Source organism: Spirosoma radiotolerans (assembly GCF_000974425.1).
Classification (GTDB): Bacteria; Bacteroidota; Bacteroidia; order Cytophagales; family Spirosomataceae; genus Spirosoma; species Spirosoma radiotolerans.
Window position 1 is genome coordinate 2753635 of the sequence record NZ_CP010429.1, and the last position, 23429, is coordinate 2777063.

Here is a 23429-nt window from a genome sequence, read left to right on the forward strand (position 1 = left end):
TAACGCTATTTCGTAGAATGACTGGTAAACGCGTCCGGTTTGAGGCCGACCAAATACAAGCGAAGTGCTTTTGTGTTTGGTCGGCCTTCTGGTTGCTGTCGGGTTGCTTTTTTTGGCTGGCCTGTCAATCAACGGAACAGAAAAAAGCTGAATCATCAGGGTCCGTAACACCTTCGTTTTACCACTGGAAATCGACTTACTCACCCACGCGCCCGGAACTGGAGCAACTGAAAATGCTACACGTTCAGAAACTGTATATCCATTTTTTCGACGTCGATTGGGATGCCCGAAGGCATCGGCCGGTACCGAAAGCGTTTGTGCGTTTCCGGCAGAAACCCGTCGGAAGCGTGGTGCCGGTGGTCTTTATAACGAATCGGACACTCTTGAATCTGTCGCCGGCCGGAGTTGCTGAACTGGCTGCCCACATCACACAGGCGATTACAAAAATCAGCCAGCAGAACAAAATCCACTTTAGTGAAGTGCAGTTCGACTGCGACTGGAGTCCCCGTACCCGCGACCGGTATTTTCGATTGCTCTCGCTGCTGGCGAAACAGTTTCCCTGTCCGCTCTCGGCAACCATCCGCCTGCATCAAATCAAATACACCGATCAAACGGGTATTCCGCCCGTATCACGCGGGATGCTGATGCTCTATAACGTAGCCGACTGGAAGCGGGCCGACACGCGTAACTCCATTTATGATGCCGACGTAGCGAATCAATACATGTCTTTTTTGTCTACCTATCCACTGCCGTTGGATGTTGTGTTGCCGCTATTTCGCTGGACGATTGTGTACCGGCACAATCGCTTCCTGACATTCCTAAATAACCTTGACCGCAAAACCCTGCTGAACTGTCAATTTCTAGCTCCGCAGACTGATAGCACGCGGTTTATGGCCCTGCGTGATACCGTCGCGCTGGGGTTAACCATTCAACGGGGAGATCTGTTTCGGGCGGAGGCTGTCACGGGAGAAACACTGGTGAATGAAAAAAAACGACTGGTACGTCAGATTCAGAACCAACGGATTACATTTGCTTTATACCACCTCGATTCAACCGCACTTTCTGCTTACTCTCTTGAAACGCTTCAAACACTTCTTGGCAATGGGCCGCTTCCGTAGGCCATTCTTTTCGCTTTTCGTGCTGATTGGCTTTGCCTGCGGCCCCTCGTTCGACCCAAACGAGTTTATGAGTTTTTTTATGCCCGAAGCCGGTAATACCCTGCCGGAGGACAGCCGATACATCTTCACCCCGCAGTTTTACAACGACGCAGAAATCTCGGAGCAATATGAGGAAAATCCTGCACCTGTCGTTGACGAGAATATAGACGCCTGGGTAAGCTACACGGGGGGCAAATTACCGGATACCTTAATCAGCAGAGCGATTTACAACGAAGAAAACTCCGCTGTTCAGGCCCTCACGGCGAGTTTAGCCCGAACCAACCCGGATGCAGTGGCTTATTTGACCTTTGCCTGGGCAGCCGACAATGGGCAGGGCAACCCCTGGAATCCCAATGCGTCGCAGGCTGACAGTACCCTATTACCACAAGAACTGGAAGAGGCCCAAAAACGGTATCAGACAACGAAGGACGCTTTCCTGAAAGAACGGTATGCCTTTCAGGCGGTGAAGCTTGCCAGCGAACTGGGTAAGTCGAAACAGGCGCAGCAACTCTACGATCAACTGGTGAGTCCATTGCCCCAAAAGACGTTTATCAGCGACTGGGCTTTGTGTCGGCGGGCGGGGGCCAATCTGGCGTTGGGCGATACAGCGAAGGCTATTTATGAATTCGCGCAGGTATTCGACCGGTGCCCGTCGCGTCGGAAAGCTGCTGAAACGAGCCTCCGGAAATATGGTATCCAGTTTCGGGAAAAGGCACTGGACTATGCCAAAACCGATAGAGAGCGGGCGGCTGTGTTTGCGCTCTGCGCCATTCAGCCCGGAATTCCGCTTGGTGGAACCGATGCGCTGACTATGCTTAAGGAAGTCGTTCGGTTAACCCCTAAAAACCCATTGATCGAACTGATCATGGCGCGGGAGATCAACCGGAATGAGTACTACTTTTTCATGACCGATGAGGAGTACACACGCAACAATATGAGCCAAACGCCTGATTCGCTTGGGTTTATTAATCGAAAGAGTCAGGCGCCTTCCTATTTTGATAAATTGCGCACGTTTGCGCTCGAAGCGGCCAACAATAAAGCGCTGACGGACCCGGCTTACTGGTACACGGCGGCTGCGTATCTGGACTACCTGGGCAAAGATTACGTGGCGGCTCAAACACATCTAGACCAGGCCGCTCTGTTGCCTCCAACCAATAAGGCGTTGACAACCCAGATTGCCGTCCAGCGCATGCTCTTGTTGGCCGCCCAAACCGATGCCATTACGCCCGAAACGGAAAATCAGCTGATTGGCTATCTGGAAGCGTTCGATAGCACCGGAAATTTTCGCATCAATAACGCCTATACCACTGTCTGTAAGGAGTTTGCCTTTAAGTATGAACACCAGGACGCGCCCAAAAGCGGCTGGCTGTCGAGCTGTAGCCGATCTAAACCAAAGCCAGCGAATGGCAACGATCAGGCAAAGTCCTATCTGTTTACGATCCTGACAACCCAGCCCGGTGCCGGCACCTATTTTGCGAGCACAACCGAACCGACTGCTATTGAAGACACGGTTTCAGCGGCAACGATTCAGCAGACAATTCGCTACATCAGCCAGCCCAACCGGACTGATTTTGACAACCGGCTGATCCGATTATCGACCCTGACCAATGACCAGCTGACGTTGTTGCTGGGCCGTCGGCTGATGATGGAACATCGCTATGCAGAAGCGGCCGACGCGTTTGGAAAGATCGATCCCAAACTGTGGCGGACTGAACCCTTCACGCTCTACTTTACGACAAATCCATTCGCGATTAAAATGCCCCGTCTCCTGGCCGTTGACCAAACGGGGCCAGCCAAAGCCGACTCGGCCTCGATGGGTATTAACTTTCCCGCCGAACCACAGGCTAATTCGTACACGCCGGTTCAATTTGCCCGGCGCATGGCTGATTTAGAGAAGCAGGCCGAATCCGCCACGGGTGATCAGGCGGCTGGATTATACTATCAACTCGGGTGCGGAGCCTGGAATCTGAGCTGGTACGGGAACGCCTGGTTGCTCGTGAAGTCGTACTGGAGCGCGGGAGAACCACCCGTGTACGACGTGCCGACGGACCCCGTTGCCAAACAAAAACGCTTCGACGTGCTGATGAACACCGATTATTACACGACATCGCACGCCAAAGGGTATTTTGAGCAATCGGCAAAAGCGGCCAGAACGCCCGCCCTGGCCGACCGCTCTCTTTACATGGCCGCCCGTTGCGAAGCCCATGCGTTTTCGGTGCAGCGTGCTATCGAGCAAATTCGAAATGGCTATGTGTATGAAGAAGATTCGACGTTTGTGAACAATATGCTGACGTTGCGCAAGTCTAAATATGCCAGTGCCTATAATGAATTTTTCAAAAACCGCAGACGCAGTTTATTCGATAAGGAAATGATTCGCGAATGCGCCATGTATAAAGATTTCCTGACGTTTGGAGCAGAGAGCGAAAATTGACTTTCAAAGGTCCTGACCGTTTTAATCCATAATGAAGTACCGGCTTTTCGTGGCAGCGTCCGTGGGCCGTGAGGACACGGCCCACGGAGAAGACATAACCGTTGGATTTAGATAATCTTCCGTCTCCACGGTCCGTGTCCTCACGGACCGCTTGTCCGGTAGGGAAACCTGGCTGACGCACGAGTGGGCCGTGAGGACACGGCCCACGGAGAAGGGAAACACTTAACAACTATTACCGTTCAATTCAGACAGTCTCTGACCTAAACATGGCCACTACACCAACTTCTGGCGGGAATTTTAATTGGGTCGCTCCCGTGTATGATACTCTTGCGTTCGTCGTGTTTGGCCATAAGTTACAACAGGCACAGGTAGTTTTTCTAGACCAAATACCCGCCGGAGCCAATGTTCTGCTGGTGGGTGGAGGCACCGGCTGGCTACTGGAACAAGTTCTGATGCGCGGCAATACCAAACGCATCGTGTACCTCGAAGCGTCGCGTAAGATGGTAGCCCTGGCCAGTCGACGAATGATTCAAAAATCACTTCTGGGGTCTGTTGATTTTCGGGTCGGGGACGAAACGGCGCTGTCACCCGATGAGTCGTTCGACGTGATTATCACCCCTTTCGTCCTGGACCTATTTACCGAAACTACCCTGAAAACCCAGTTTATTCCGCAACTGCTGAACGTCCTCAAATCAACCGGTTTGTGGCTGGTTACGGATTTCGTACAGCCGCCCAGTTGGTGGCAGAAAGTTCTTTTGTGGATTATGATCCGCTTTTTCCGGCTGACGGCTGGTATCGAAGCCAACCGGCTGGCCAACTGGCAACAATGTTTATTTGACGCTGATTTAGCCCTTCACAAGCGTGAACACCAGGTTGGCGGCATGGTGTCGGCCGAAGTGTGGGTGCGTTAGTGAGTAAAATACTCGCGTTAAAGCTCCCGAAAGAGTTTGCCCAGTGCCCGGTAATTACCGATATCATACCATTCTTCGGTACCCAGGTTTAACCATTGACCGTCGCGTCTGGGGCGTTTCAATTGAGCATCGTCCGGGTCATAATCGTAGGTATATACCTGGCTCATTACGTGTTGTAAGGTCGACCAGGCGAGTGTTTTCGTTTGTTCACGACGGTTTTTAACCGTTGTAAGGGTAACAGTACGTTCGGCGAAGGAAGCGGTCAGCCGGACTTCCAGTTCTTCTTTGGGATCGCTCAGGTTCAGATAGGTTAGTTCGAAAGGGCGCTCACGGCCAACGGCTTCATACGTTGCCTGAATGAGTTCCTGCATCAAGTATTGCCAGTCGTCGGGTTTGGCGGGCTTTCCGCTGGTTTTAGTACCATCCATTTCTATGGTAATGTCCCAGAAATCATCATCTTCGTTCAGTTCATCCTCATTCAGCGGCTGTAGGCGGGTTTTACGCACCAAAGCCGCCAGCGATTCCCCCCAGGCCCTGGGCAGCCGACCCGACCACGCGTAGTCGTCATCACGCGTGTACCCTTCCGCGATCAGTTCGTCGTCGTCGATGTCATCGCGGTCTGGATAGGTAATGGCAAGGTCTACCTGTATGGCGTTGGCGGCAACGGTCGTAATGGACAGCGTATAAAAATACGAATACGGTGCGGGAAGCGACCGGGCCGTCTGGTAGCGAATCTGAAGACTTTTGAAGGACATAAAGCGTCGGTTAACAAAGGCGCAAAGTTAACGCATTTGCGCTACCGTCGCTTTCTGATCCACTTTACCCGTGGGCGTTTCGGCGAATCGGGCAACGGTAATGCGTTCTTTCGGTACGGCATATGGGCCAAGCGTCTCCCGGATAGCATGCTGTATGCGTTGCCACTGGTCTGTGTTAATCGGTTCCTGCTCGCTGATCACGACAATCCGTTGGCCCAATCGCTCATCAGGCAGGCCCGCTACAAACAGGCGGGGAACTGGCCTGTTGGAGACAGCTTTATCGGTAGCCAGCACGGCCTGAATCAATGATTCGACTTGCTCAGGCTGCACCTTCACGCCCCCAGTATTAATAACCCGGTCGGCCCGGCCAAGCAACCTGAATTGAGTGCTTTCTCCATTGGAACTGGCTATCAGATCGACAACATCGTTGGTCTGAATACGCTCGAAATTTGTCGCGGCTGAGGTGATGTGAAGGCATCCGCGTGCGTCGGTGCCAAGCTCAACTCCCGTCAGGGCCGTAAATACGTCGCTCGTATCGGGGCCATTGAGTCGTCGTAAGGCAATGTGCGAAACGGTTTCCGTCATGCCGTAAGTGGCATAAACAGGCGCGTTAATTTCTTGCAAAGCCTGTTCTAAAGCCAGGCTCGTAGCGGCTCCGCCCACCAATATGGCCTTCATCTTGCTGAGGATGGCCACTTGCTTCGCCCGGCTTTCGGGGTTAGAGTTGGCCAAAATTGTTTGCAACTGAAGCGGAACGAGCGCTGTAAAGGCAAAGTTTGCCATAGCCAAATTGAGGCCATCTAACGGATTACTGGCTGGTTCAATGATCGTCATGGGTAACCCTAATTCCAGACCCCGAACGAGCATCATAATACCGGCTACGTAGCGGATATTCAGGCAGACAAGCGCCGGATCACCGGCCTGTAAGCCAAGTGTTTGGCCGGTCAGGTAGGCACTAGCCTTCATCTGCGCCCGTGTGAGCTGAATGGATTTCGGCGTGCCGGTCGAGCCGGAGGTGAACAGGGTAAATTGCTGTTGGTTCGCCAGCCAGGCCCGACAAAAAGCCAGCGCTTCGTCCTCGTAAGGCGTTTGGGGAACTGGCCATGTATCAGGGTAAACAGGATTTACGACCATTTGTCAATCATGAACTAAGCCCACAAATAATCTCTCTGTAAGACCATTTTTCCGTCAATTGTGCACGCGTATCGTACCCGCAGCAAGGTTTGGCTCAACCGTATATTGAGTGAGGGGCAAAGTAGCCGGACCGACGATCACTTTACCCGTGGTGTCGAACCGGGATAAATGAAGAGGGCAGTAGAATTGATTTTCGACGGATTTGTAGGTCAGCTCGGTGCCCTGATGGGTGCAGTTGGCCGATACCGCTACATACTGACCATCTTTGGTTTGGGCAACGATAACACCATTGGTTGTCACATAACCGCCTTTGACCAGGAGATTTGCATTTAGTTTATCGTCCAGGCGAAGCGTGAAATCAACTTTCTGGCTAGGGTCTGGCGTAGGGGAGGGGTCTCCCATTCCGGCGCAACCGGCCATGCAGCGCGACAATAGAATAGCGCCAATGCTGGTGCCTACGAGCCGAAAAAATTCGTGGCGTGGCATTAACGCATTGTCCATTGGGTAAAGGGTGGTTTCCATTCCGGTTTTAGTGTACTTTTGTGGCGTTTAGCCTATTCGAGGTGTAAATATGCGTTATTTTTTGTCATTCAACGACAGCAAACAAATCTGTTTGCAGGGCTGTTACCCAATCAACAACTATGGAAGAAGCAAAAGTATTCGTCAACCCAATTTCGCCAGATAAGGTTGCCGAAGCGCCGGGTCTGCTGGCCTACGCACACACGGCCGGTGGCGCTGTCATTCGACCCGAAGACAAAGGGAAAATAACGGGGCGGGCCGTGGCTGCCATGCGCGAGCAAACGGATATGCAACTGAGCCAGTTGTATAAACAAATGCAGTTGCTGGCCGAACAGGCTACGGCGATTCGGCACCGGGTCGAGGTGTCGGAGCGAATCTATTCAGCCCAGATGAGTTTTGAACCCGTTGTTGGGCATACCTATTATTTTTACCAGCGCAAAAATGGCACCGACCTGTTATCGATGATTGGACCGACCGAATGGGGACGAAAATTTCCGTTTGAACGCTGTCTGGCCACCGTCCGTATGATGGCCGATCACACATGGGACGTGCAATACCATGAAGTTTCTTTTAATGAGTGAAAGAGCGAATGAGTGAATGAGGGCCTTGGAAAGGGCCGTTTTTTCACTCATTCGCTCTTTTTCTCTTTCACTCTTTGATTAGTTATGCAAAGCAACTATCCCTGGGAAACGATAAAGGAATACCAGGAAATTCTGTTCAGCTATTACGACGGTATAGCTAAAATCAGTATCAACCGGCCGCACAAGCGCAACGCCTTTACGCCCCTCACCGTCACCGAAATGTCGGAAGCGATGGAGCTGGCGCGGCAGGACGAGCGAGTAGGCGTTATCATCCTGACCGGCGAAGGCGGAGAGGCCTTTTGCTCGGGTGGCGATCAGTCTGTTCGCGGACATGGCGGCTATGTGGGCCAGGATAAGGTTCCTCGTTTGAACGTATTGGATCTGCAAATGCAGATTCGACGTATACCAAAGCCGGTAGTCGCGATGGTTGCCGGTTATGCCATTGGGGGCGGCCACGTTCTGCATGTTGTTTGCGACCTCAGTATTGCCGCCGAAAACGCTCGTTTTGGGCAGACTGGCCCAAAAGTGGGTTCGTTCGATGGTGGGTTTGGCGCGTCGTATCTGGCGCGGGTTGTCGGGCAGAAAAAAGCCCGCGAAATCTGGTTCCTCTGCGATCAGTACGATGCCAAAGAAGCGCTGGATATGGGTTTAGTTAATAAAGTGGTGCCCCTCGACGAACTGGAGGAAGTGACGATTTCGTGGTGTCGTAAGATGCTCGAAAAAAGTCCGCTGGCCCTGCGTATGCTCAAAGCTTCCTTCAATGCGGAACTGGACGGTCAGGCGGGTATTCAGCAACTTGCGGGCGATGCAACCCTGCTCTATTATTTATCGGATGAAGCAAAAGAAGGCAAAGACGCCTTCCTGGAAAAACGGAAACCCGACTTTAGTAAATTTCCCAAGTTTCCGTAATGAGCATTTATGGCGCTAGGAGTTTATATACCCCAACTCCCTGAAGAGGTTGGGGGTAAAAGCCTTAGGAAGGTCCGGCTCAAAAGCCGGACCTTTTACTTTAAAACATCTGCCAACTCAATGACTTCAAAATACGGATGCATTTGAAAATAATGGCGTAGGGGAAGCATGTGGGAAGCGCCGAATAGAACAATATGAAGCGTATCGGTTGGCTCTGCCTGCCGCAAAATGTTAGTGAAAATCTTAGCGTTCCGATCATACCAGCTCGTAATAAATTCGACTCCCGTATAGTCAGTATCATACCCGGAAGAGGGAGCATAAACAAAATAGTCGGCCCGGTTACTGGCCTCATATTCCGGGGAGTTAACATAGGTCAGGTACTCGCCAAGGGTAGTAGAAGCCAGCTTTTTTGTCTTCTTCGGATACGGATAGGGCAGACTGAGCAGTTTATACGTAGCCATCTGACGCAATGCTACAGAGTCTTTGCTGGTACGCTGGTCGAAGGCTTCAAGTTTATCATACGGGAGAGACTGAATGTGATCGACACAAATCACACGCTGTAGTCCAGCTTTACGAGCCGTCCGCACCGCGATCTGAAAAATCTCATTTCGTAAAGCCGTTGTATCGAGCGTTCCCTGCCGGTATTGGTTGTACAAGCTATCCCAATGCGCCTGCCGACTGGGTTCATTTTCAACAAAAATCTTGTCGGGTTTTAAGCTGGCCAACTGGTTTGTCAACTGCTGAATCTCCCGTTGCCGTTTTGCGGAAAACAAGTCCTCGAAACTTGTTTTGCCTTTATCTCCAGTTTCACCAAAGTGAAACGTACCCAGCAATAAAATTTTGATTTTAGGCGTCGGTTGAGTGTAGGCAGTAGCCGCCATCAGCAACATCCCTAGCAGGCAGGCAATTTGCTTCATTTATCGGGTGAATTTAGACGATATGACGTTTTTTGCATAGATAAGCAGAAAATCAGAAAAATCAGTAGCTTTACTGTAGCTCGTTCATCCTCAATCCCGTACCAACCTATGCCAACGTCTCGCCGTACATTTTTTCGTCAATCAGGAGCCGCCGTGGCCGGAGCCCTTACCCTGCCTGACTTCCTGCCCGCAACCTACGCTCGCCCACTCGAAACCGCCGACATGGGGTTAAAGTCTGCCGCCGAATGGGCGCAGGAAGAAGACTTCTGGGCTTGGGTGAAGTCGGAATATACGGTGTCGCCAACCTTACTGAATCTTAACAATGGCGGGGTGTGTCCGCAACCGAAAGTGGTGCAGGATGCGCACATTCGGTTTTACCAATATGCCAATGAAGCGCCGTCTTATTACATGTGGCGGATTATGGATCAGGGGCGGGAAACCCTGCGCGAGAAACTAGCCGACCTGGCCGGTTGTTCAGCGGAGGAAATCGCCATCAACCGAAATGCCACCGAAGGGTTGAACACCGTAATTTTCGGGTTGAATATGAAAGCGGGTGACGAAGTCGTGCTAACGAAGCAGGACTACCCGAATATGCTCAATGCCTGGAAACAGCGCGAAAAACGCGATGGCGTGAAACTGGTGTACCTGAACCTGGATTTGCCCAGCGAAAACGACGATACTATTGTTGAGCAATTTGTGAAAGCCTTTACGCCCCGAACGAAGGTGGTGCATATCACGCACATCGTCAACTGGGTAGGGCAGGTGTTGCCCGTTCGGAAAATTGCCGACGAAGCGCACAAGCGCGGCATTGAAGTAATTGCCGATGGGGCTCATTCCTTCGCGTTGTTTGACTTTAAAATCCCCGACCTGGGCGCCGATTATTACGCCACCAGCCTTCATAAATGGCTTTGTGCGCCCTTTGGCAGCGGAATGTTATACATTCGCCAAAACAAGATTCGTAACGTATGGGCGCTGTTGTCGAATACCGAACCCGACGGGCCCGACATCCGCAAATTCGAAAGTCTGGGAACGCGTTCCTTTGCTTCGGAAATGGCGATTGGCACCGCCATTGATTTTCACAACAGCATCGGCACCGCCCGCAAATTTGCCCGGGCGCATTACCTGAAAAATTACTGGATGGAGCGGGTACGGGAACTGCCGGGCGTAAAAATTCATACATCGCTCAAACCGGAGTATGCCGGAGCCGTTGCCCTGTTCTCCATCGACGGGATGAAATCCGGGGAGGTAGAGAGCCAGTTGCTGAGTAAGTATAAAATCCATACATCGCCCATTGATTGGGAAAACATTCATGGCGTTCGCGTGACACCCCACGTGTATCATACGCCCAAAGACCTCGACCGGCTCGTTGCGGCCATTACGGCCATTGCGGAAAAACAGCTTGTGGCCGGAAAACAGAAAAAAAGCTGATGCTTAGGTGGCTGTGTCCTCACAGCCACGGGAGGATATAAAAAACGCTGGCCCCAGGAGAGCCAGCGTTTTGAAAACACTATCCACACCAATATATGCCGAACTTGCCTTCGCATACATTAATAAAGGTCAGTACGTGAAAGCCTGGCGGAGTGTGGCATTCCAGGCCAAACAGATTGGTCGTTCACGCAGACAATCAGGTAAATGACCAAGGCGAGCTGGCTGGAAGATGAATAGGATTCACCCTGAATTTGCTTTAGGTGCTACAGACATCTGCAGGAAGAATCAACAGGTATGGATCAGGTAAAATGGGGTATCATCGGTTGTGGCGACGTAACCGAATTGAAAAGTGGGCAGGCGTTTAATAAAGTGCCGAATTCATCGCTGGTGGCCGTCATGCGGAGAGACGCCGAAAAAGCCGCCGACTATGCCAGACGACACCATGTGTCCACCTGGTATGACGATGCCGAAGCACTCATCAATGACCCCAATGTAAATGCCGTTTACGTGGCAACGCCCCCCGACAGCCACGCCGATTATGCCATTCGGGCAATGCGGGCTGGAAAGCCAGTGTACGTCGAAAAACCGATGGCGCTCAACGCGGCTGAATGCGAAGCGATGAATCGGGTTAGCCGCGAAACGGGAATACCCCTTTTTGTTGCCTTTTACCGGCGGGCACTCCCTTATTTTCTAAAGGTAAAAGAACTGATCGACCAGAAAGTTATTGGCGATATTCGGTATGTTCATGTTCAGCTAAATTGGCAACCGAAAGAGGGCGAGGTGGGCGAGCAGCCTCAACTCGGATGGCGGGTATGGCCCGAGGTTTCGGGCGGTGGTCATTTCCACGACCTGGCTTCGCACCAATTCGATTTTCTGGAATTTGCCCTTGGGCCAATCAAAACCGCTACCGGCATCGCCCGGAATCAGGCTGGGTTGTATACCGCCGATGATATTGTCGTCGCCAATTTTGAATTCGAGTCCGGCATATTGGGGACTGGGAACTGGTGTTTTACGGTGAATAAAGAACAGCGCCTGGAACAAACCCAGCTTGTTGGGACAAAAGGTAAGATCACGTTTTCCTTTTTCGAGAATTTTATCATAACCGTAGAAACTAAGACGGGTTCTGAGCCGTTTACAGTTTCCTTTCCCGAACATGTCCAGCAGCCACTCATCGAACTCATCGTGAGCGAGTTGAGAGGGCAAGGGAAAAGCCCAAGCACTGGCGAAACGGGAGCGAAGTCCAGTACATTACTGGATTGGATAACCACCCGATAAACCTATTTACACCGCTACATAGCCATCCGCCGACCAAACGACCAATACCAGTAGCCGATTGCGCCTGCCCACGTCAGCACCAGCCAAATTCCGACCGGCAGGCCGAACATGATGGCCAGTAAACCGCCAATGAAACTGGCCAGCACCCCCGACAACCATCGTTCGGGCAGAGTCGCATACTCATACGCAAGACTGTGCAGCAGGAGGGTGCCGCCCCAGCCCGTTAGCCACAGCCAAAGAACATACTGGAGCTGAACATCCGCAGGGCAATTTCGCAGGAGAATCAATAATTCGGGTAGCCACAGAAGTCCGTACATGAGCGCGTACCGTACGAAACGCTGCCACCACGCCAGGGGCAGGTTTTGTAAAAAAATCAGATAGTGCCGCTCAAACGCGCTAACCTGCCCACCTACCTGCGAGTGCCCCAGTACGGCCAGCAAAAGGCCGATGAGAAGTAGTCGCTGGTCGTAATCATCGGTTGGGTACAGGCGGCAAACGCCAGCGAGTAATAGCCCGGAAAAAGCTTTCGTCAGCAGGAGCGAGAGGGGCTCATAACGCAACCAGTATGTTGGAAAAAAGAGCTCGTAGGGTAACTTTACGGTCAAATGGGGTAATTGGAGTGCGTTTGGATTCGGGTGGCGCAGTCGATAATCGGCCAAACCGGCCCCCGTGGCAATTAACCCTATACACACCAGTATGATAGCCGTAAACGAATCCCACCGCTCGTGGAGAATAGCCAGCTGAAGCATCCAGGCGGCATAGCCAAGAACAGGAGCCAGCAACGCCGTTTGGATAACCAGCCACATCAGCCAGCGCGTCACTGTGGGAAGGAGCCAGCATGTTTGCAGAAAAAGGTGTTCCGGAGCCATTAATTCCTGCCTGACAAAGGCGACCGTTTTCAGGAGATATAAGCCCCAAATGATAAAGACAAGCCCCAGGAAAAACGGCGAGCCGAGTGCAGCCATGATGAGGGCCTTGTGCTCAACTGCGCTCAAAAAGCCGAAGGCCAGGAGGATCAGTACCAGAAATGTGCCTGCATTTTTGACATAGAACGTACGAACAAAAACCTGGTTTAGAACGGTCAGCATAATCGATTAGGTTGTCGGCAAAATGACTCCGTTACCAACTTGCCAGATGCCCGTCAGGGACAGCCCCGTAAGACTAATGTCCTGGTGTGACGTGAGCAGAAACGAAACGTTCTGTTCGGAGCGGAGTTGCTGGATATAGGCAAATAGCTTTTCGGCGGTGGCAACATCCAGCGTTGTGAGGGGTTCGTCGAGGAGTACCAGGCGCGGGGTTCCCAGAAAGGCCAGAAGCAACGAAAGTTTTTTGAGCATGCCGCTCGAAAACTGGCCTGTTGGCTGTGTCCAGAAAGCATCGACACCTAATGTTTTGGCCAACAGATCGACCTGTCCGGTGGGCGCTTTTTTTGCTTTTCCTACAAACCCCGCCAGGTCCCGCGCCGTCAGAAAGGAAGGATAGAGCGGCTCTGCTTCCGCATAATTTACCCGAAAGCGATAAGCGACCGGGTCGCGGCTGATCTCGAACTGGTCTTCCAGCAAAATTTGTCCTGAAAAGGGTAAAAGGCCCGCCACCGTCCGGAAAAACGTCGTCTTCCCGGACCCATTTCCACCCCGGAAATAATGGATGCCCGGTGGCAAACGCAGCTCTGGTACGGTCAGGACCGTGCGGCCATTGTAAGCTTTAATGAGATTGGAGACGGTGAGCAATTTTGAGTGAAGAGTGATGAGTGAAAATTAAAGAGTGATAAGGGAAGAATGTAGGATGTTCACTCACTATTTTTCACCCATCACTCTTCATTGCTATTACCATTTCACGCTAAGTCGAACCCCCCCGATGCCGTTGCGGGCTGGTGCGGCATTGTAATAACGATTGCCCACCGCGTTCAGGTCGTAGCCTAACGAATAGGTTCTGTTTAATAGATTGTCGCCACTGGCGTAGACATCAAGCACCCAACTTTTACCCAATGCGTGCCGAAAACCCAGGGTAGCCTGAAGTAATTGCGTCGGGTCAGACAGGACGGTGTTGGCATCGTTTAAGGGAAATTGGTTCAGAAACTGATACGTCACGTGCGCGTAAAAGCCCGCTTTCGTTTCGGCATCGATACCCGTCACGTTGGTGGTTGGCGCAACGCCCGGAACCTTGTTGTTGGAAAGATCGGCGCTGCCCTGCTGATAGTCCCGGAATCGATAATTGGTGAGGGTCAGGCTATTCCAAAGGCGAAGCAGACTAAACAAACCCGATTGGGAGGAGAAATAGGCCGGAGACAGGAAATCGTAACTGAACTGCGCTTCCAGACCACGCTGGTCGGTACGGCCCGCATTGACAAAGAATTCGGCACCGGCGGCATCAGACCGTCGAACAATGGTTTCCCGGAGTTGAAATTGATAAGCCGCCACATCAAACCGGAACCGATTCCTAAAGGCTGATCCCCGAAGACCCACTTCATAACTCGTCCCCCGTTCGGGGTTGAGCGTTGTGTTGAAGCCCCCCGCCGATGGGCGAACCTCCTGACTGGAAGGAGCGGAATAACCCGTACTGATGCTTACAAAAGCAGACACGTTTTGCCCGAAGGTTCGGAGTAAGGCCACCCTAGGCAGCCAAACAGGGGAGAAATTCCTTGCCAGTAGCGTTGCGGGTAAAGCGCCCACCGCTCGCGTTGGAAAGCGCGTAAAGCCGTACCGGACATCATTGCGACTCAGCCCCGCTGTTAGCCTGAAGTGAGCGGGTAACTCACTTTCCGTTTGCAGAAAGACTGTTGATTGTCGGGCTGTTAGCTCTTCGTCGGTCTGAATGGTATCCGCAACGCCCCGTCGGTTCCCGAAGTTACGATCGACCGTAAAATTACGCAGGTATTCAGCGCCCACCGTAACCACCGTCGGGATGGAGTTAGTGGCTAGTCGAATCTGGGTAACCGTTCGGCCACCGAGGCCCTGATCGGCCCGTTTCTCATAGTTCGTAATGAACGGATTCGCAAAGTCGGTCGTGGAGCCGTAAATAACGGTTGTGTTCTGAATCCGGTCGTTCCAGCGGTATTCGTGCGAAAAACCGAGGTAGCCTACTTTCTGATAAATACCTGCCTGCTGGTCGGCACTGCCGGGTAAGGTGGCTGTGGCTGGGCGGGCGGCTCGTGGATTGGCCCGGAACTGGGCTTCGTTCAGACCACCGGGGGTTTGGTAGTGTAGATCTGAATAGAGAGCCAGCACTGAAACTGTTCGCTTGGGGCTGACCGCAAACGAGCCGATTAAACTTAAGTTGTCACGCACAACGGCACTCTGATCCCGATACCCATCGGACTGCAAATGGTTATAGGTGAGGGATACGGCTGCGTTGTTTTTGCCGGTCTGCACCGAAATGCCGTTGCCATACAGGCCATAACTACCACCCAGGGCCGAGACTTCAACGCTGCTTTTGCCAGTTGGAACGCCCAGTCCGCTGAACAGGATTGTACCACCGGTTCCGGCCCCATACAAGGAGCCTGATGGCCCTTTTATGACTTCAATGCGTCCCAACGCCCGCACGTCTAAGGCATTGAGGGGCGTGTTGCCGCCAGCATCGGTCAGGGGAAGTTCATTCCAGTACGTTTTGATATTTCGAACGCCAAATGGTGATCGGATGGCACTTCCCCGAATCGCCAGCCGGTAACTGCCCGGCGAGCGCTCATCGGCCCGAACCCCCGGCAATGTATTCAGGGCGGGCACCAGCGTCGGTGTACCAAAGCGCTGGTTCAAATCCCGGCGAGTCAGTAGCCCCACCGATGCGGGCGTTTCCAGCAATCGCCGATTAGTAGCGTAGCCGCGCACAACCACTTCATTGAGTTGGAGCGTATCCTCCAGGGAAGACGCGGGCGTTTGGGCAGAAAGAGGTGCCTGGGAAAAAACGTAAAAAAAGAGAATGGCCGACAGTAAACGATTGAGCATAATACTAGAGAAGAATGGCACAAAAGTACAACTCTAACTTGTATGAAATAAGCGTTTTTATCTGTATCCGTGTTGTTCGACACCTCCGTTCGGTTCAGGTTTTATTCGATAGCGAGATTTAATGTAGTATGTATTATTGCGAAGTATGTTACCTCAGGCGCTTCTTTCGTCCAAGACGTTAAGTTGAGATCGAACTTAACTTGCTACTTGTAACTGCATGAAAAAGTATTTGGCTGAATTAATCGGCACCTTTTCTCTCGTATTCCTGGGCTGCGGAGCCGCTGTTGTATCAGGGATTTCATCGACAGGACCGGCTGGCATTGGGCTGGCCGGAATTTCTTTCGCATTTGGCCTGGCAGTCGTTGTGATGGCTTATGCCATTGGGCCTATTTCGGGTTGTCATATCAATCCGGCAATAACTATTTCTATGTTGGTCGCTGGCAAAATAAAAACGGACGATGCCGTCGGTTATATCATTGCTCAATTTGTGGGCGCTACGCTGGCTTCCTCCGTATTGTATCTTATCCAAAGTGGGTCTCCAACATTTGTCATGGGCGAATGGGCATTAGGGGCCAATGGCTGGGGACAAGGCTATCTGGGCAACTACAATACCACATCTGCTTTTTTAACGGAGACCATCATGACGTTTCTCTTCTTATTAGTTATTTTCCACACGACGTCTAAATGGGGAAACAGTACGATGGCTGGCCTGGCCATTGGCCTGACGCTGGTACTCATTCATCTGGTTGCCATTCCAATCACGGGAACATCGGTCAATCCGGCACGTAGTTTTGGACCGGCTATCTTCGCCAGTGGCAAAGCATTGCAGCAGTTATGGTTATTCCTGGTAGCGCCAACGGTTGGCGGAATTCTGGCCGCCTTAACCTGGAAAGGTGTATTTGAAAGCGCCGTACGGGTTAATAAATAAGGGTGCCGTGTCTGATTTTTAGACCATCCAGTGCCGCAGGTACGACATATTTGTAGTAAACGTATCTGTTTACCCGACCGTGTGCCACAGGTACGCAACCAGATTAATGGGTTGCGTACCTGTGGCACGCCAGTTGAGACCACCACGAATGCTTGCTACAAACCGTAGACCGTTAAGCGGCCATGATTCCCATAAACTGGTGCTTATCCACTTGCTGGCTACTATGGCAGTTTAATACATGATGGCTGGCACACTCAGAACAGCTCATTTCGGCAGTTTTACCCGATACAGACGAAATGGATAGGCCACCTTATCTTCCCCATTATTGTACCGTTTGGTTCGTTGAATTTGAGCGGCCGTCACATACAGATACCCATCCGCGCTGATACCAAAACTGTCGGGCCAGAGCAAACGATCATCCTGCACTAAGGTTTTCAACTGTTTATCTGGCGTAACGTATTTAATCGCTTTGTTGGGCGAATCCGTTAGGTAAACGTTGCCCGCTTTGTCAGCAATCATGCCGTGAGAAACTCCGGTTTCGCCCATGACTTCCACATGGGATGCGAGTTGAGCGGGGGTTAAAGTTGGGTCAACCAGGTAGTTCGTTGCAATGCGAAAGAGCTTCGTTTGGGTGATGGGCCGAAAATATAGGAAATTAAAATCGTGCGTAAGGGCAATGCCATTCACATTGCTTCGAAATGGATTGCCCTTCGTATCGCGCACCTCCTTGCCCTCTATGGTGAGCACAAAAGCCGGGTCCGCTTTGGTTGACTTATCGTTTTCGAGAACCGTTCGACTTTTACCCGTTTTCAAATCAAGCACCACGATAGCCGCCCGACCGGGGTCGGATAAATACGCCATTTGACGACGGGTGTCAATTTGAACATCGTTGAGGCCGGTGCGCTCACGGGGCAAGTCCTCGAAGCGGTAGATTTTCTCCACCTGATTAGTTGACAGGTTGATTTTGAGTAGCTTAATGCCTTCGGGGAGGGCGCGTTGACCGGCGGGGCTGGCGGGATCGAGTACCCATAACGCATTCGTGTTGTCAACAAATAAAGCCTGTACATTAATGAACCGGTTTTGCGGATTCAACGAATCCCACTTATTCCATTCCGCATTTGGGTAAGGGCGTCGTTGGTCCACACCTGCGGCCTGGGTACTGATTTCAGCCAGGCCATAATCGTAATTGTCAGGATTTTTGGGAAACGTTACGAAAATGCGGGCCGCGCTGCTGGGCGTTGGCTGGGAAACACCCAAACCAATGGGCTGGTGTTTGCCAAATTGAGCGACGGTTTCCAACTGGGGCGACTGACTCGATTGCGCATCACTCACGAACGGATTCAAGAGAAAAAGGGAAAGTAAAAGCGTGTATTTCATGCCTTGGCCTTAGTCTGGTGGTGTATAGAAATGTAACGACCAATCTGAATGAAGGTTTCAAAATAGCGTTGTAGGCAATGTATGGCTGTGTGATCAGTTGCATCGGTCGATTCGATTGTATGCTCGGTGCTATAGGAGACAGGCATCGTGAATAGCCTGACACCGCAACGAATTTATTCGTAACCGACAAGAAGGATTGGCCGCAATGAGGTGGTTTTTTTGTTCCTTTTTCGTTATATTTGTTTCAAATCAAGCGGTTTGCTGGCCCGGACGTTAAGGTCAGCGGTTTTTCACCTTCACTAGCTGTTACCTTGACATTTCAGGAATTTAATCTTCACGACGACCTGCTGGCCGGCGTGGACGCCATGAATTACTTAAAGGCCACCCCTATTCAGGAGATGGCTATTCCAAAGATCCTTGAAGGGCGCGACCTGATCGCCAGTGCGCAGACAGGCACCGGTAAAACGGCGGCCTACCTTATCCCGCTCCTCGACCGAATCTCTCATACCGACCACGATCATACCAGCACGCTTATTCTGGTGCCTACCCGCGAGCTGGCCAAACAGATCGACGAGCAGGTAGAAGGTTTTGGGTATTTTGTGCAGGCCAATAGCATTGCCATTTATGGTGGCGGCAAGGGCGATGACTGGGACAAGCAGCGCAAAGCCCTCGAAACAGGAGCCGATATTATCATTGCTACGCCCGGTCGACTGATTGCTCACATGCAGCTGGGCTACGTCAAGTTCGACAAAATTGATTACCTGGTGCTGGATGAAGCCGACAAAATGCTCGACATGGGTTTCTCTGATGATATCATGAATATCGTAGAGAAAATTCCCGCCAAGCGTCAGACGCTTCTGTTCTCGGCCACCATGCCTAATAAGATTCGGGAATTCTCGAAGAAAATACTGACGGATCCTGAAGAAATCAGACTGGCCGTATCCAAGCCAGCGGCTGGTATTGATCAGCAGTTTTATCTGGCGTTCGATAATCAGAAATTACCCTTACTGGCCCATCTGATCCAGAACAGCACGAAGCCCGTTCAGAGCATGGTTCTGTTTACGTCGCGTAAGATGGAAGTGAACAGCATTGTGCGGGCGTTGAGCAAACTGGGTTACGACTCGCGGGGCATTAGTTCGGATCTGGAACAGGATGACCGGGAGGTTGTTCTGCGCGATTTCAAAAATAAAGTATTCCCGATTTTGGTCGCTACCGATGTGCTATCGCGCGGTATCGATATTGACAACCTGACACATGTGGTGAACTACGACATCCCGCGTGACGCGGAGGATTATGTACACCGGATTGGCCGTACGGCACGCGCTGCCACGACCGGAACGGCTATTACGTTCATCAGTGATCAGGACCAGAACCGAATTGTCAACATTGAGAAACTCATCGAGCGCGAAGTTGATAAGCAGTCAATCACCGAAGAGTTAGGAATGGGCAAATCGCCCGTGTTTGACCCCAAACGATTCAGCGGACTTCGTGGAAAAGGGGGCGCGGGCCGGAGCGGACGTGATAACAAAAAACGCCGGGAGGGCCGCCCTGGAGAGGGCCGCCCCGGAGAGGGCCGTTCTGGAAATGGTCGCCGTGAAGACAATCGGAGTGGTGCGGGCCGAAATGAAGGCCAACCCCGTTCGGAAAGTGTCGCTGATTTACCGGCAAGACCGGTTAAGGAGTCGTCTGACGCAAAATCTCGGCCGGTAAATGCGGAAGGGCAAGGGTCCGACAAGCCCAAGCGCCGGAAAAAACGCCGGCGCGGGCCGAAAGAGGAAGGTCGGCCAACAGGCGATGGTACCGGCCAGATGAGGCAAAAGACCACTCATGAACCAGTTAGTGAAAGCAAATAAAGAATAACGAGTGCGTAGCAGGGAGATTTACTTCCTGCTATTTTTTTGTTACCTTTTGTCAGGTTAACCAGAAACGCTACTCCCGCCCATGATTATTTCCCGCCGAAGGTCTTTACAAACGCTTTCCATGGCCGTTGGCGGTCTCTTGACGCAACCGGCCTCGTTGTTGGCCGAGCAACAACCGAAGGCAAAGAAACTGGGCATTGCGCTGGTGGGCCTGGGCAACTACGCAACGAATCAACTGGCTCCGGCACTACTGGAAACCCAGAATTGCTACCTTGCTGGCATCGTGACGGGCTCGCCTGACAAAGCCAAAACCTGGGCGGAGAAATACAACATCGCGCCCAAAAACATTTATACTTACCAAACCTTCGACCAGATTCGGAATAACCCAGATATCGACATCGTTTATGTCGTTTTACCGAACTTCCTTCATGCTGAATACACGATACGGGCGGCACAGGCGGGCAAACATGTCATCTGCGAAAAGCCGATGGCCATGAATGCGGAGGAAGCCCGGCAGATGATTACTGCCTGCGAAAAAGCAGGGGTGCAACTGTCTGTTGGGTATCGGCTTTATTTTGAACCACACCACCTTGAAATGCGTCGGCTCGCTGCTGAAAAAACCTTTGGTCATGTGAAAGTGATTGAATCGGGGCTGGGGTTTACCATGCCTGGGCCGAACTCCTGGCGACTGGATAAAAAGATTGGTGGGGGAGGGGCCATCATGGACTTGGGCATCTATGCCATTCAGGGCGCCCGCCGAACCCTGAATCTTGATCCAATCAGTGTGACAGCGCAGGCATTTACGTTCGACAAGGAGCATTTCAAGGATATTTACGAGACGGTCTTCTGGCAATTTGAGTTTCCGGGTGGAACGGTGGCGCATTGTAGCACCACTTATTCGTCGTATGTAGACCGGCTGTACGCCACCTGCGAACGCGGCTGGTTCAAGCTCGAACCCTCGTTTAATGCCACCGGTGCCCAGGGACTGACCAGCCGCGGAGTCATGGAGATCCCGTCGCCCCATTACCAGCAAATTGCTCAAATGGACGCGTTTGTCGGGGCCGTTCAATCAAAAACTAAACCCGAAGCATCGGGTGAGGAAGGCTGGAAAGAAATGAAACTGATTGGTGCCATTCTTCAAGCGGCCGAAACGGGACGCAAAATCCAGCTAAATAGGGGCGATTTGTCACTATTGGATCCGAAATAGTTATTTTATTGCATTGCTGTGCCCTAATAAAGGGGAAGTGTATTATTAAGTGTACAGAAGTTACATGAAAAACATATTGGTATAGGGGTAGTTAGTAGTGTAAAACCATCTAATTGAACCTTTTAACAAGAAAAATCATGGGCAATCTCCTGTATACCATTGCTGTTATTCTCATTATCATCTGGCTACTCGGCTTTTTAGGTTTCAACAGTTTTGGCCTGGGTGGCATTATCCATGTTCTTTTGGTAATCGCGGTCATCATGATCGTACTCCGGTTGATTCAGGGTAGAAGCGTGTAAGGCATTAGAGCCAGTAGCCTGGAAAAAAAGCCAGCTCGTCATGAGCTGGCTTTTCGTTTTGAAACCTTCACCTAAAAAGTGCCGGTAACGGGCTTAATAATTCGGATTTTTCGTGGCGACCCCCGATGTAGATGGGTTTAATACCGCTTCATCGGCTGGTACATCCCAGTAATCCATGAAGTTGTAGTTGATGGTCACATTCTTGTTGACTACGCCGGCCGATGTCACCACCGTATTGCCATAGCTTCCACCACCAGTAGCAATGTCATATGTCCAGCCCCACCGCCGACTGTCGTAGTAGGCTAAGCCTCTGCCGAATAGGGATACCCGTCTTTCTTTAGTCAATTCGGTCAGCGCTTTTGACAGCGTCAGACCTGTACCGGCAACAGCCGCCACTCCGGCTCCCTGGTATGCCCGTACTGCGTCGACAAGGGCCAATCCCGCTTCTATGTTATTCAGACGCATGTTTGCTTCGGCCAGGATCAGGGCGTTCTCTTCATAGCTGCTCGCAATGTAGAGTTCGTAAGCACCTACCGTCTTCGTTCCATACACGTACACGCCAGCTTCCCCAGCGCCACCATCAATTATGTTATACCGCGTCGTGTAGATATAATTGTTTTTATACGTGTTTGCCGTGTTGAAATTGTTCGTAAACCGCTTGTCGCCTGGGTTAAAATTCTGAATAAACCGTTCGCTGATTTTGAACGTGGTGCCACTGTTGACGCCCGTTGTCAACGCAGCAACCGTTCCTCCGGTGGCGGTGAAGAATGGATTAGAGGGCGGAGTTCTTCCCGTAAATACATAATCTGACTGCTTTACTCCGTTTGTTGCGAGTGTCAGCACACTGTTCCAGTCAGCGGCAGTCATCGCCGTGGTCGACGACTTGCTTATGGTCGCATTCGGGTTACCATTTACAAAAGGAGCCAGTTTATTGACCAGGATATTACGGGCCAGCATGGTGTTGATGTTCCGTTTCCACATGTCTATCGTCAGGGCATCCGTAGCCGTTCCTCCATGCCCCACTCGGTTAAACGCTGGGATTAGCTGAGTCATAACTGTCTGGTAGTCTGTCGCGCTGGTGATAGCTCCCAACGTAGTAGCCGCCATGTTGAAATAGGTATTCGACTGGGCAATGATTTTATCATGCAGGACATAGTCGCTATTCGTGCTGCCTGCCTTGTCATTAATAAGCCCCGAATAATACATAGACCCAATGGATGCATAGGCATAACCTTTCCACCAGTAGCACCAGGCTCTTATGGTATTGGCTCTTGAGGTAGCATCGCCCGATAATTTAATACCATCGATGAGGCTTAGTGCCGTGTTGCAGCCATTGTTAAGGGCATACATGTTTAACCATTGATAATACAAGGGGTTGTTACCGGCTCCGGTAGCAGCCCGGCTGTTGTATGCTCTGATAATGCTGACCTGAGGTGATGTATTGACTTCCTTGGTACCATCGTCCAGGATAATGTAATCCGGTTGTCCAATGGTGGTAACCTGATTGTTCGAGGCATCAGCGCCTACCATATCGCCCATAAGTTCGCTGTAGCCCCAGGGCAACGAAAAGTAGCTGTCACCCAACCAGCTATCGCCGTTTGCAAAGCCATTCACGTAGACAGCCCCCTGCGCGAAGTTGATCAGGCCGGCTTCTGTATTGACATTGGCTGTTACGGTGGGCGCGTTGGGGTTGCCAACATCCAGTTGTTCCTTGCAGGAAACCGCTCCCAATAAGATAACCGTTAAACCGAGGGTAGAAAGAAATTTATAGTTATGTAGAAATCTCATGTTCTGTGACAAT

At 51.5% G+C, this 23429-nt stretch carries 20 protein-coding genes; 11 read left to right on the forward strand and 9 right to left on the reverse strand.

Features of this window, described 5'->3' with window-relative positions; all coding sequences use genetic code 11:
- Positions 1-17: 17 nt before the first annotated feature.
- From SD10_RS11175 to SD10_RS11185, 3 genes are all read left to right on the forward strand, one after another.
- Complete coding sequence (locus tag SD10_RS11175) at positions 18-1118, forward strand: hypothetical protein (RefSeq protein WP_052731158.1); 1101 nt, start codon at positions 18-20, stop codon at positions 1116-1118.
- Positions 1102-3588 carry a hypothetical protein gene (locus SD10_RS11180; protein WP_046573870.1) on the forward strand — a complete coding sequence of 829 codons (2487 nt, stop codon included), beginning with the start codon at positions 1102-1104 and terminating at the stop codon, positions 3586-3588. Before SD10_RS11175 ends, SD10_RS11180 begins: the two co-directional genes overlap by 17 nt.
- A gap of 266 nt (positions 3589-3854) precedes the next feature.
- Positions 3855-4499: a class I SAM-dependent methyltransferase gene (locus SD10_RS11185; RefSeq protein WP_046573871.1), complete on the forward strand. Its 645-nt coding sequence runs from the start codon at positions 3855-3857 to the stop codon at positions 4497-4499.
- Positions 4500-4516: 17 nt separating this feature from the next.
- On the opposite strand, the gene SD10_RS11190 is transcribed toward SD10_RS11185, so the two are convergent.
- From SD10_RS11190 to SD10_RS11200, 3 genes are read right to left on the reverse strand one after another with little or no spacing between them, the layout of a single operon-like run.
- Complete coding sequence (locus SD10_RS11190) at positions 4517-5254, reverse strand: hypothetical protein (protein WP_046573872.1); 738 nt, start codon at positions 5252-5254, stop codon at positions 4517-4519.
- Positions 5255-5281: 27 nt separating this feature from the next.
- Complete coding sequence (locus tag SD10_RS11195) at positions 5282-6388, reverse strand: AMP-binding protein (protein WP_046573873.1); 1107 nt, start codon at positions 6386-6388, stop codon at positions 5282-5284.
- A gap of 54 nt (positions 6389-6442) precedes the next feature.
- Positions 6443-6910, reverse strand: coding sequence for a QcrA and Rieske domain-containing protein (locus SD10_RS11200; protein WP_046573874.1), 468 nt, complete (start codon positions 6908-6910; stop codon positions 6443-6445).
- Between the two features lie 119 nt (positions 6911-7029).
- On the opposite strand from SD10_RS11200, the gene SD10_RS11205 reads away from it, so the two are divergent.
- Positions 7030-7488 (forward strand): DUF2452 domain-containing protein, encoded by a 459-nt coding sequence (locus SD10_RS11205; protein WP_046573875.1) that lies wholly within the window; start codon positions 7030-7032, stop codon positions 7486-7488.
- A gap of 84 nt (positions 7489-7572) precedes the next feature.
- Positions 7573-8397: a 1,4-dihydroxy-2-naphthoyl-CoA synthase gene (menB, locus tag SD10_RS11210; RefSeq protein ID WP_046573876.1), complete on the forward strand. Its 825-nt coding sequence runs from the start codon at positions 7573-7575 to the stop codon at positions 8395-8397.
- Positions 8398-8492: 95 nt separating this feature from the next.
- On the opposite strand, the gene SD10_RS11215 is transcribed toward menB, so the two are convergent.
- Positions 8493-9314: a DUF5694 domain-containing protein gene (locus SD10_RS11215; protein WP_046573877.1), complete on the reverse strand. Its 822-nt coding sequence runs from the start codon at positions 9312-9314 to the stop codon at positions 8493-8495.
- A gap of 108 nt (positions 9315-9422) precedes the next feature.
- Here SD10_RS11215 and SD10_RS11220 point away from each other — a divergent pair, with 108 nt between their 5' ends.
- Together SD10_RS11220 and SD10_RS11225 are read left to right on the forward strand one after the other, a co-directional pair.
- Positions 9423-10742, forward strand: coding sequence for an aminotransferase class V-fold PLP-dependent enzyme (locus SD10_RS11220; RefSeq protein WP_046573878.1), 1320 nt, complete (start codon positions 9423-9425; stop codon positions 10740-10742).
- 294 nt (positions 10743-11036) lie between these two features.
- Complete coding sequence (locus SD10_RS11225; RefSeq protein WP_046573879.1) at positions 11037-12017, forward strand: Gfo/Idh/MocA family protein; 981 nt, start codon at positions 11037-11039, stop codon at positions 12015-12017.
- Between the two features lie 14 nt (positions 12018-12031).
- On the opposite strand, the gene SD10_RS11230 is transcribed toward SD10_RS11225, so the two are convergent.
- The 3 genes from SD10_RS11230 to SD10_RS11240 form a co-directional block, all read right to left on the reverse strand.
- Positions 12032-13105 carry a hypothetical protein gene (locus SD10_RS11230; RefSeq protein WP_046573880.1) on the reverse strand — a complete coding sequence of 358 codons (1074 nt, stop codon included), beginning with the start codon at positions 13103-13105 and terminating at the stop codon, positions 12032-12034.
- 6 nt (positions 13106-13111) lie between these two features.
- On the reverse strand, positions 13112-13747 hold the full coding sequence (locus tag SD10_RS11235) for an ABC transporter ATP-binding protein (protein ID WP_046573881.1): 636 nt from the start codon (positions 13745-13747) through the stop codon (positions 13112-13114).
- Positions 13748-13843: 96 nt separating this feature from the next.
- Positions 13844-15958: a TonB-dependent receptor gene (locus tag SD10_RS11240; protein WP_046573882.1), complete on the reverse strand. Its 2115-nt coding sequence runs from the start codon at positions 15956-15958 to the stop codon at positions 13844-13846.
- Between the two features lie 217 nt (positions 15959-16175).
- Here SD10_RS11240 and aqpZ point away from each other — a divergent pair, with 217 nt between their 5' ends.
- Positions 16176-16886 (forward strand): aquaporin Z, encoded by a 711-nt coding sequence (gene aqpZ / locus SD10_RS11245; RefSeq protein ID WP_046573883.1) that lies wholly within the window; start codon positions 16176-16178, stop codon positions 16884-16886.
- 264 nt (positions 16887-17150) lie between these two features.
- On the opposite strand, the gene SD10_RS11250 is transcribed toward aqpZ, so the two are convergent.
- A complete protein-coding gene (locus tag SD10_RS11250; RefSeq protein WP_046573884.1) occupies positions 17151-18263 on the reverse strand; it encodes an L-dopachrome tautomerase-related protein in 1113 nt (370 codons plus the stop codon).
- 365 nt (positions 18264-18628) lie between these two features.
- On the opposite strand from SD10_RS11250, the gene SD10_RS11255 reads away from it, so the two are divergent.
- From SD10_RS11255 to SD10_RS29410, 3 genes are all read left to right on the forward strand, one after another.
- Complete coding sequence (locus SD10_RS11255; RefSeq protein WP_052731339.1) at positions 18629-20116, forward strand: DEAD/DEAH box helicase; 1488 nt, start codon at positions 18629-18631, stop codon at positions 20114-20116.
- Positions 20117-20204: 88 nt separating this feature from the next.
- Positions 20205-21329 (forward strand): Gfo/Idh/MocA family protein, encoded by a 1125-nt coding sequence (locus SD10_RS11260; RefSeq protein WP_046573885.1) that lies wholly within the window; start codon positions 20205-20207, stop codon positions 21327-21329.
- Between the two features lie 137 nt (positions 21330-21466).
- Complete coding sequence (locus SD10_RS29410) at positions 21467-21628, forward strand: lmo0937 family membrane protein (RefSeq protein WP_148562429.1); 162 nt, start codon at positions 21467-21469, stop codon at positions 21626-21628.
- A gap of 93 nt (positions 21629-21721) precedes the next feature.
- Here SD10_RS29410 and SD10_RS11265 read toward each other — a convergent pair whose 3' ends face one another.
- Complete coding sequence (locus SD10_RS11265; protein WP_046573886.1) at positions 21722-23416, reverse strand: RagB/SusD family nutrient uptake outer membrane protein; 1695 nt, start codon at positions 23414-23416, stop codon at positions 21722-21724.
- Between the last annotated feature and the right edge of the window lie 13 nt (positions 23417-23429).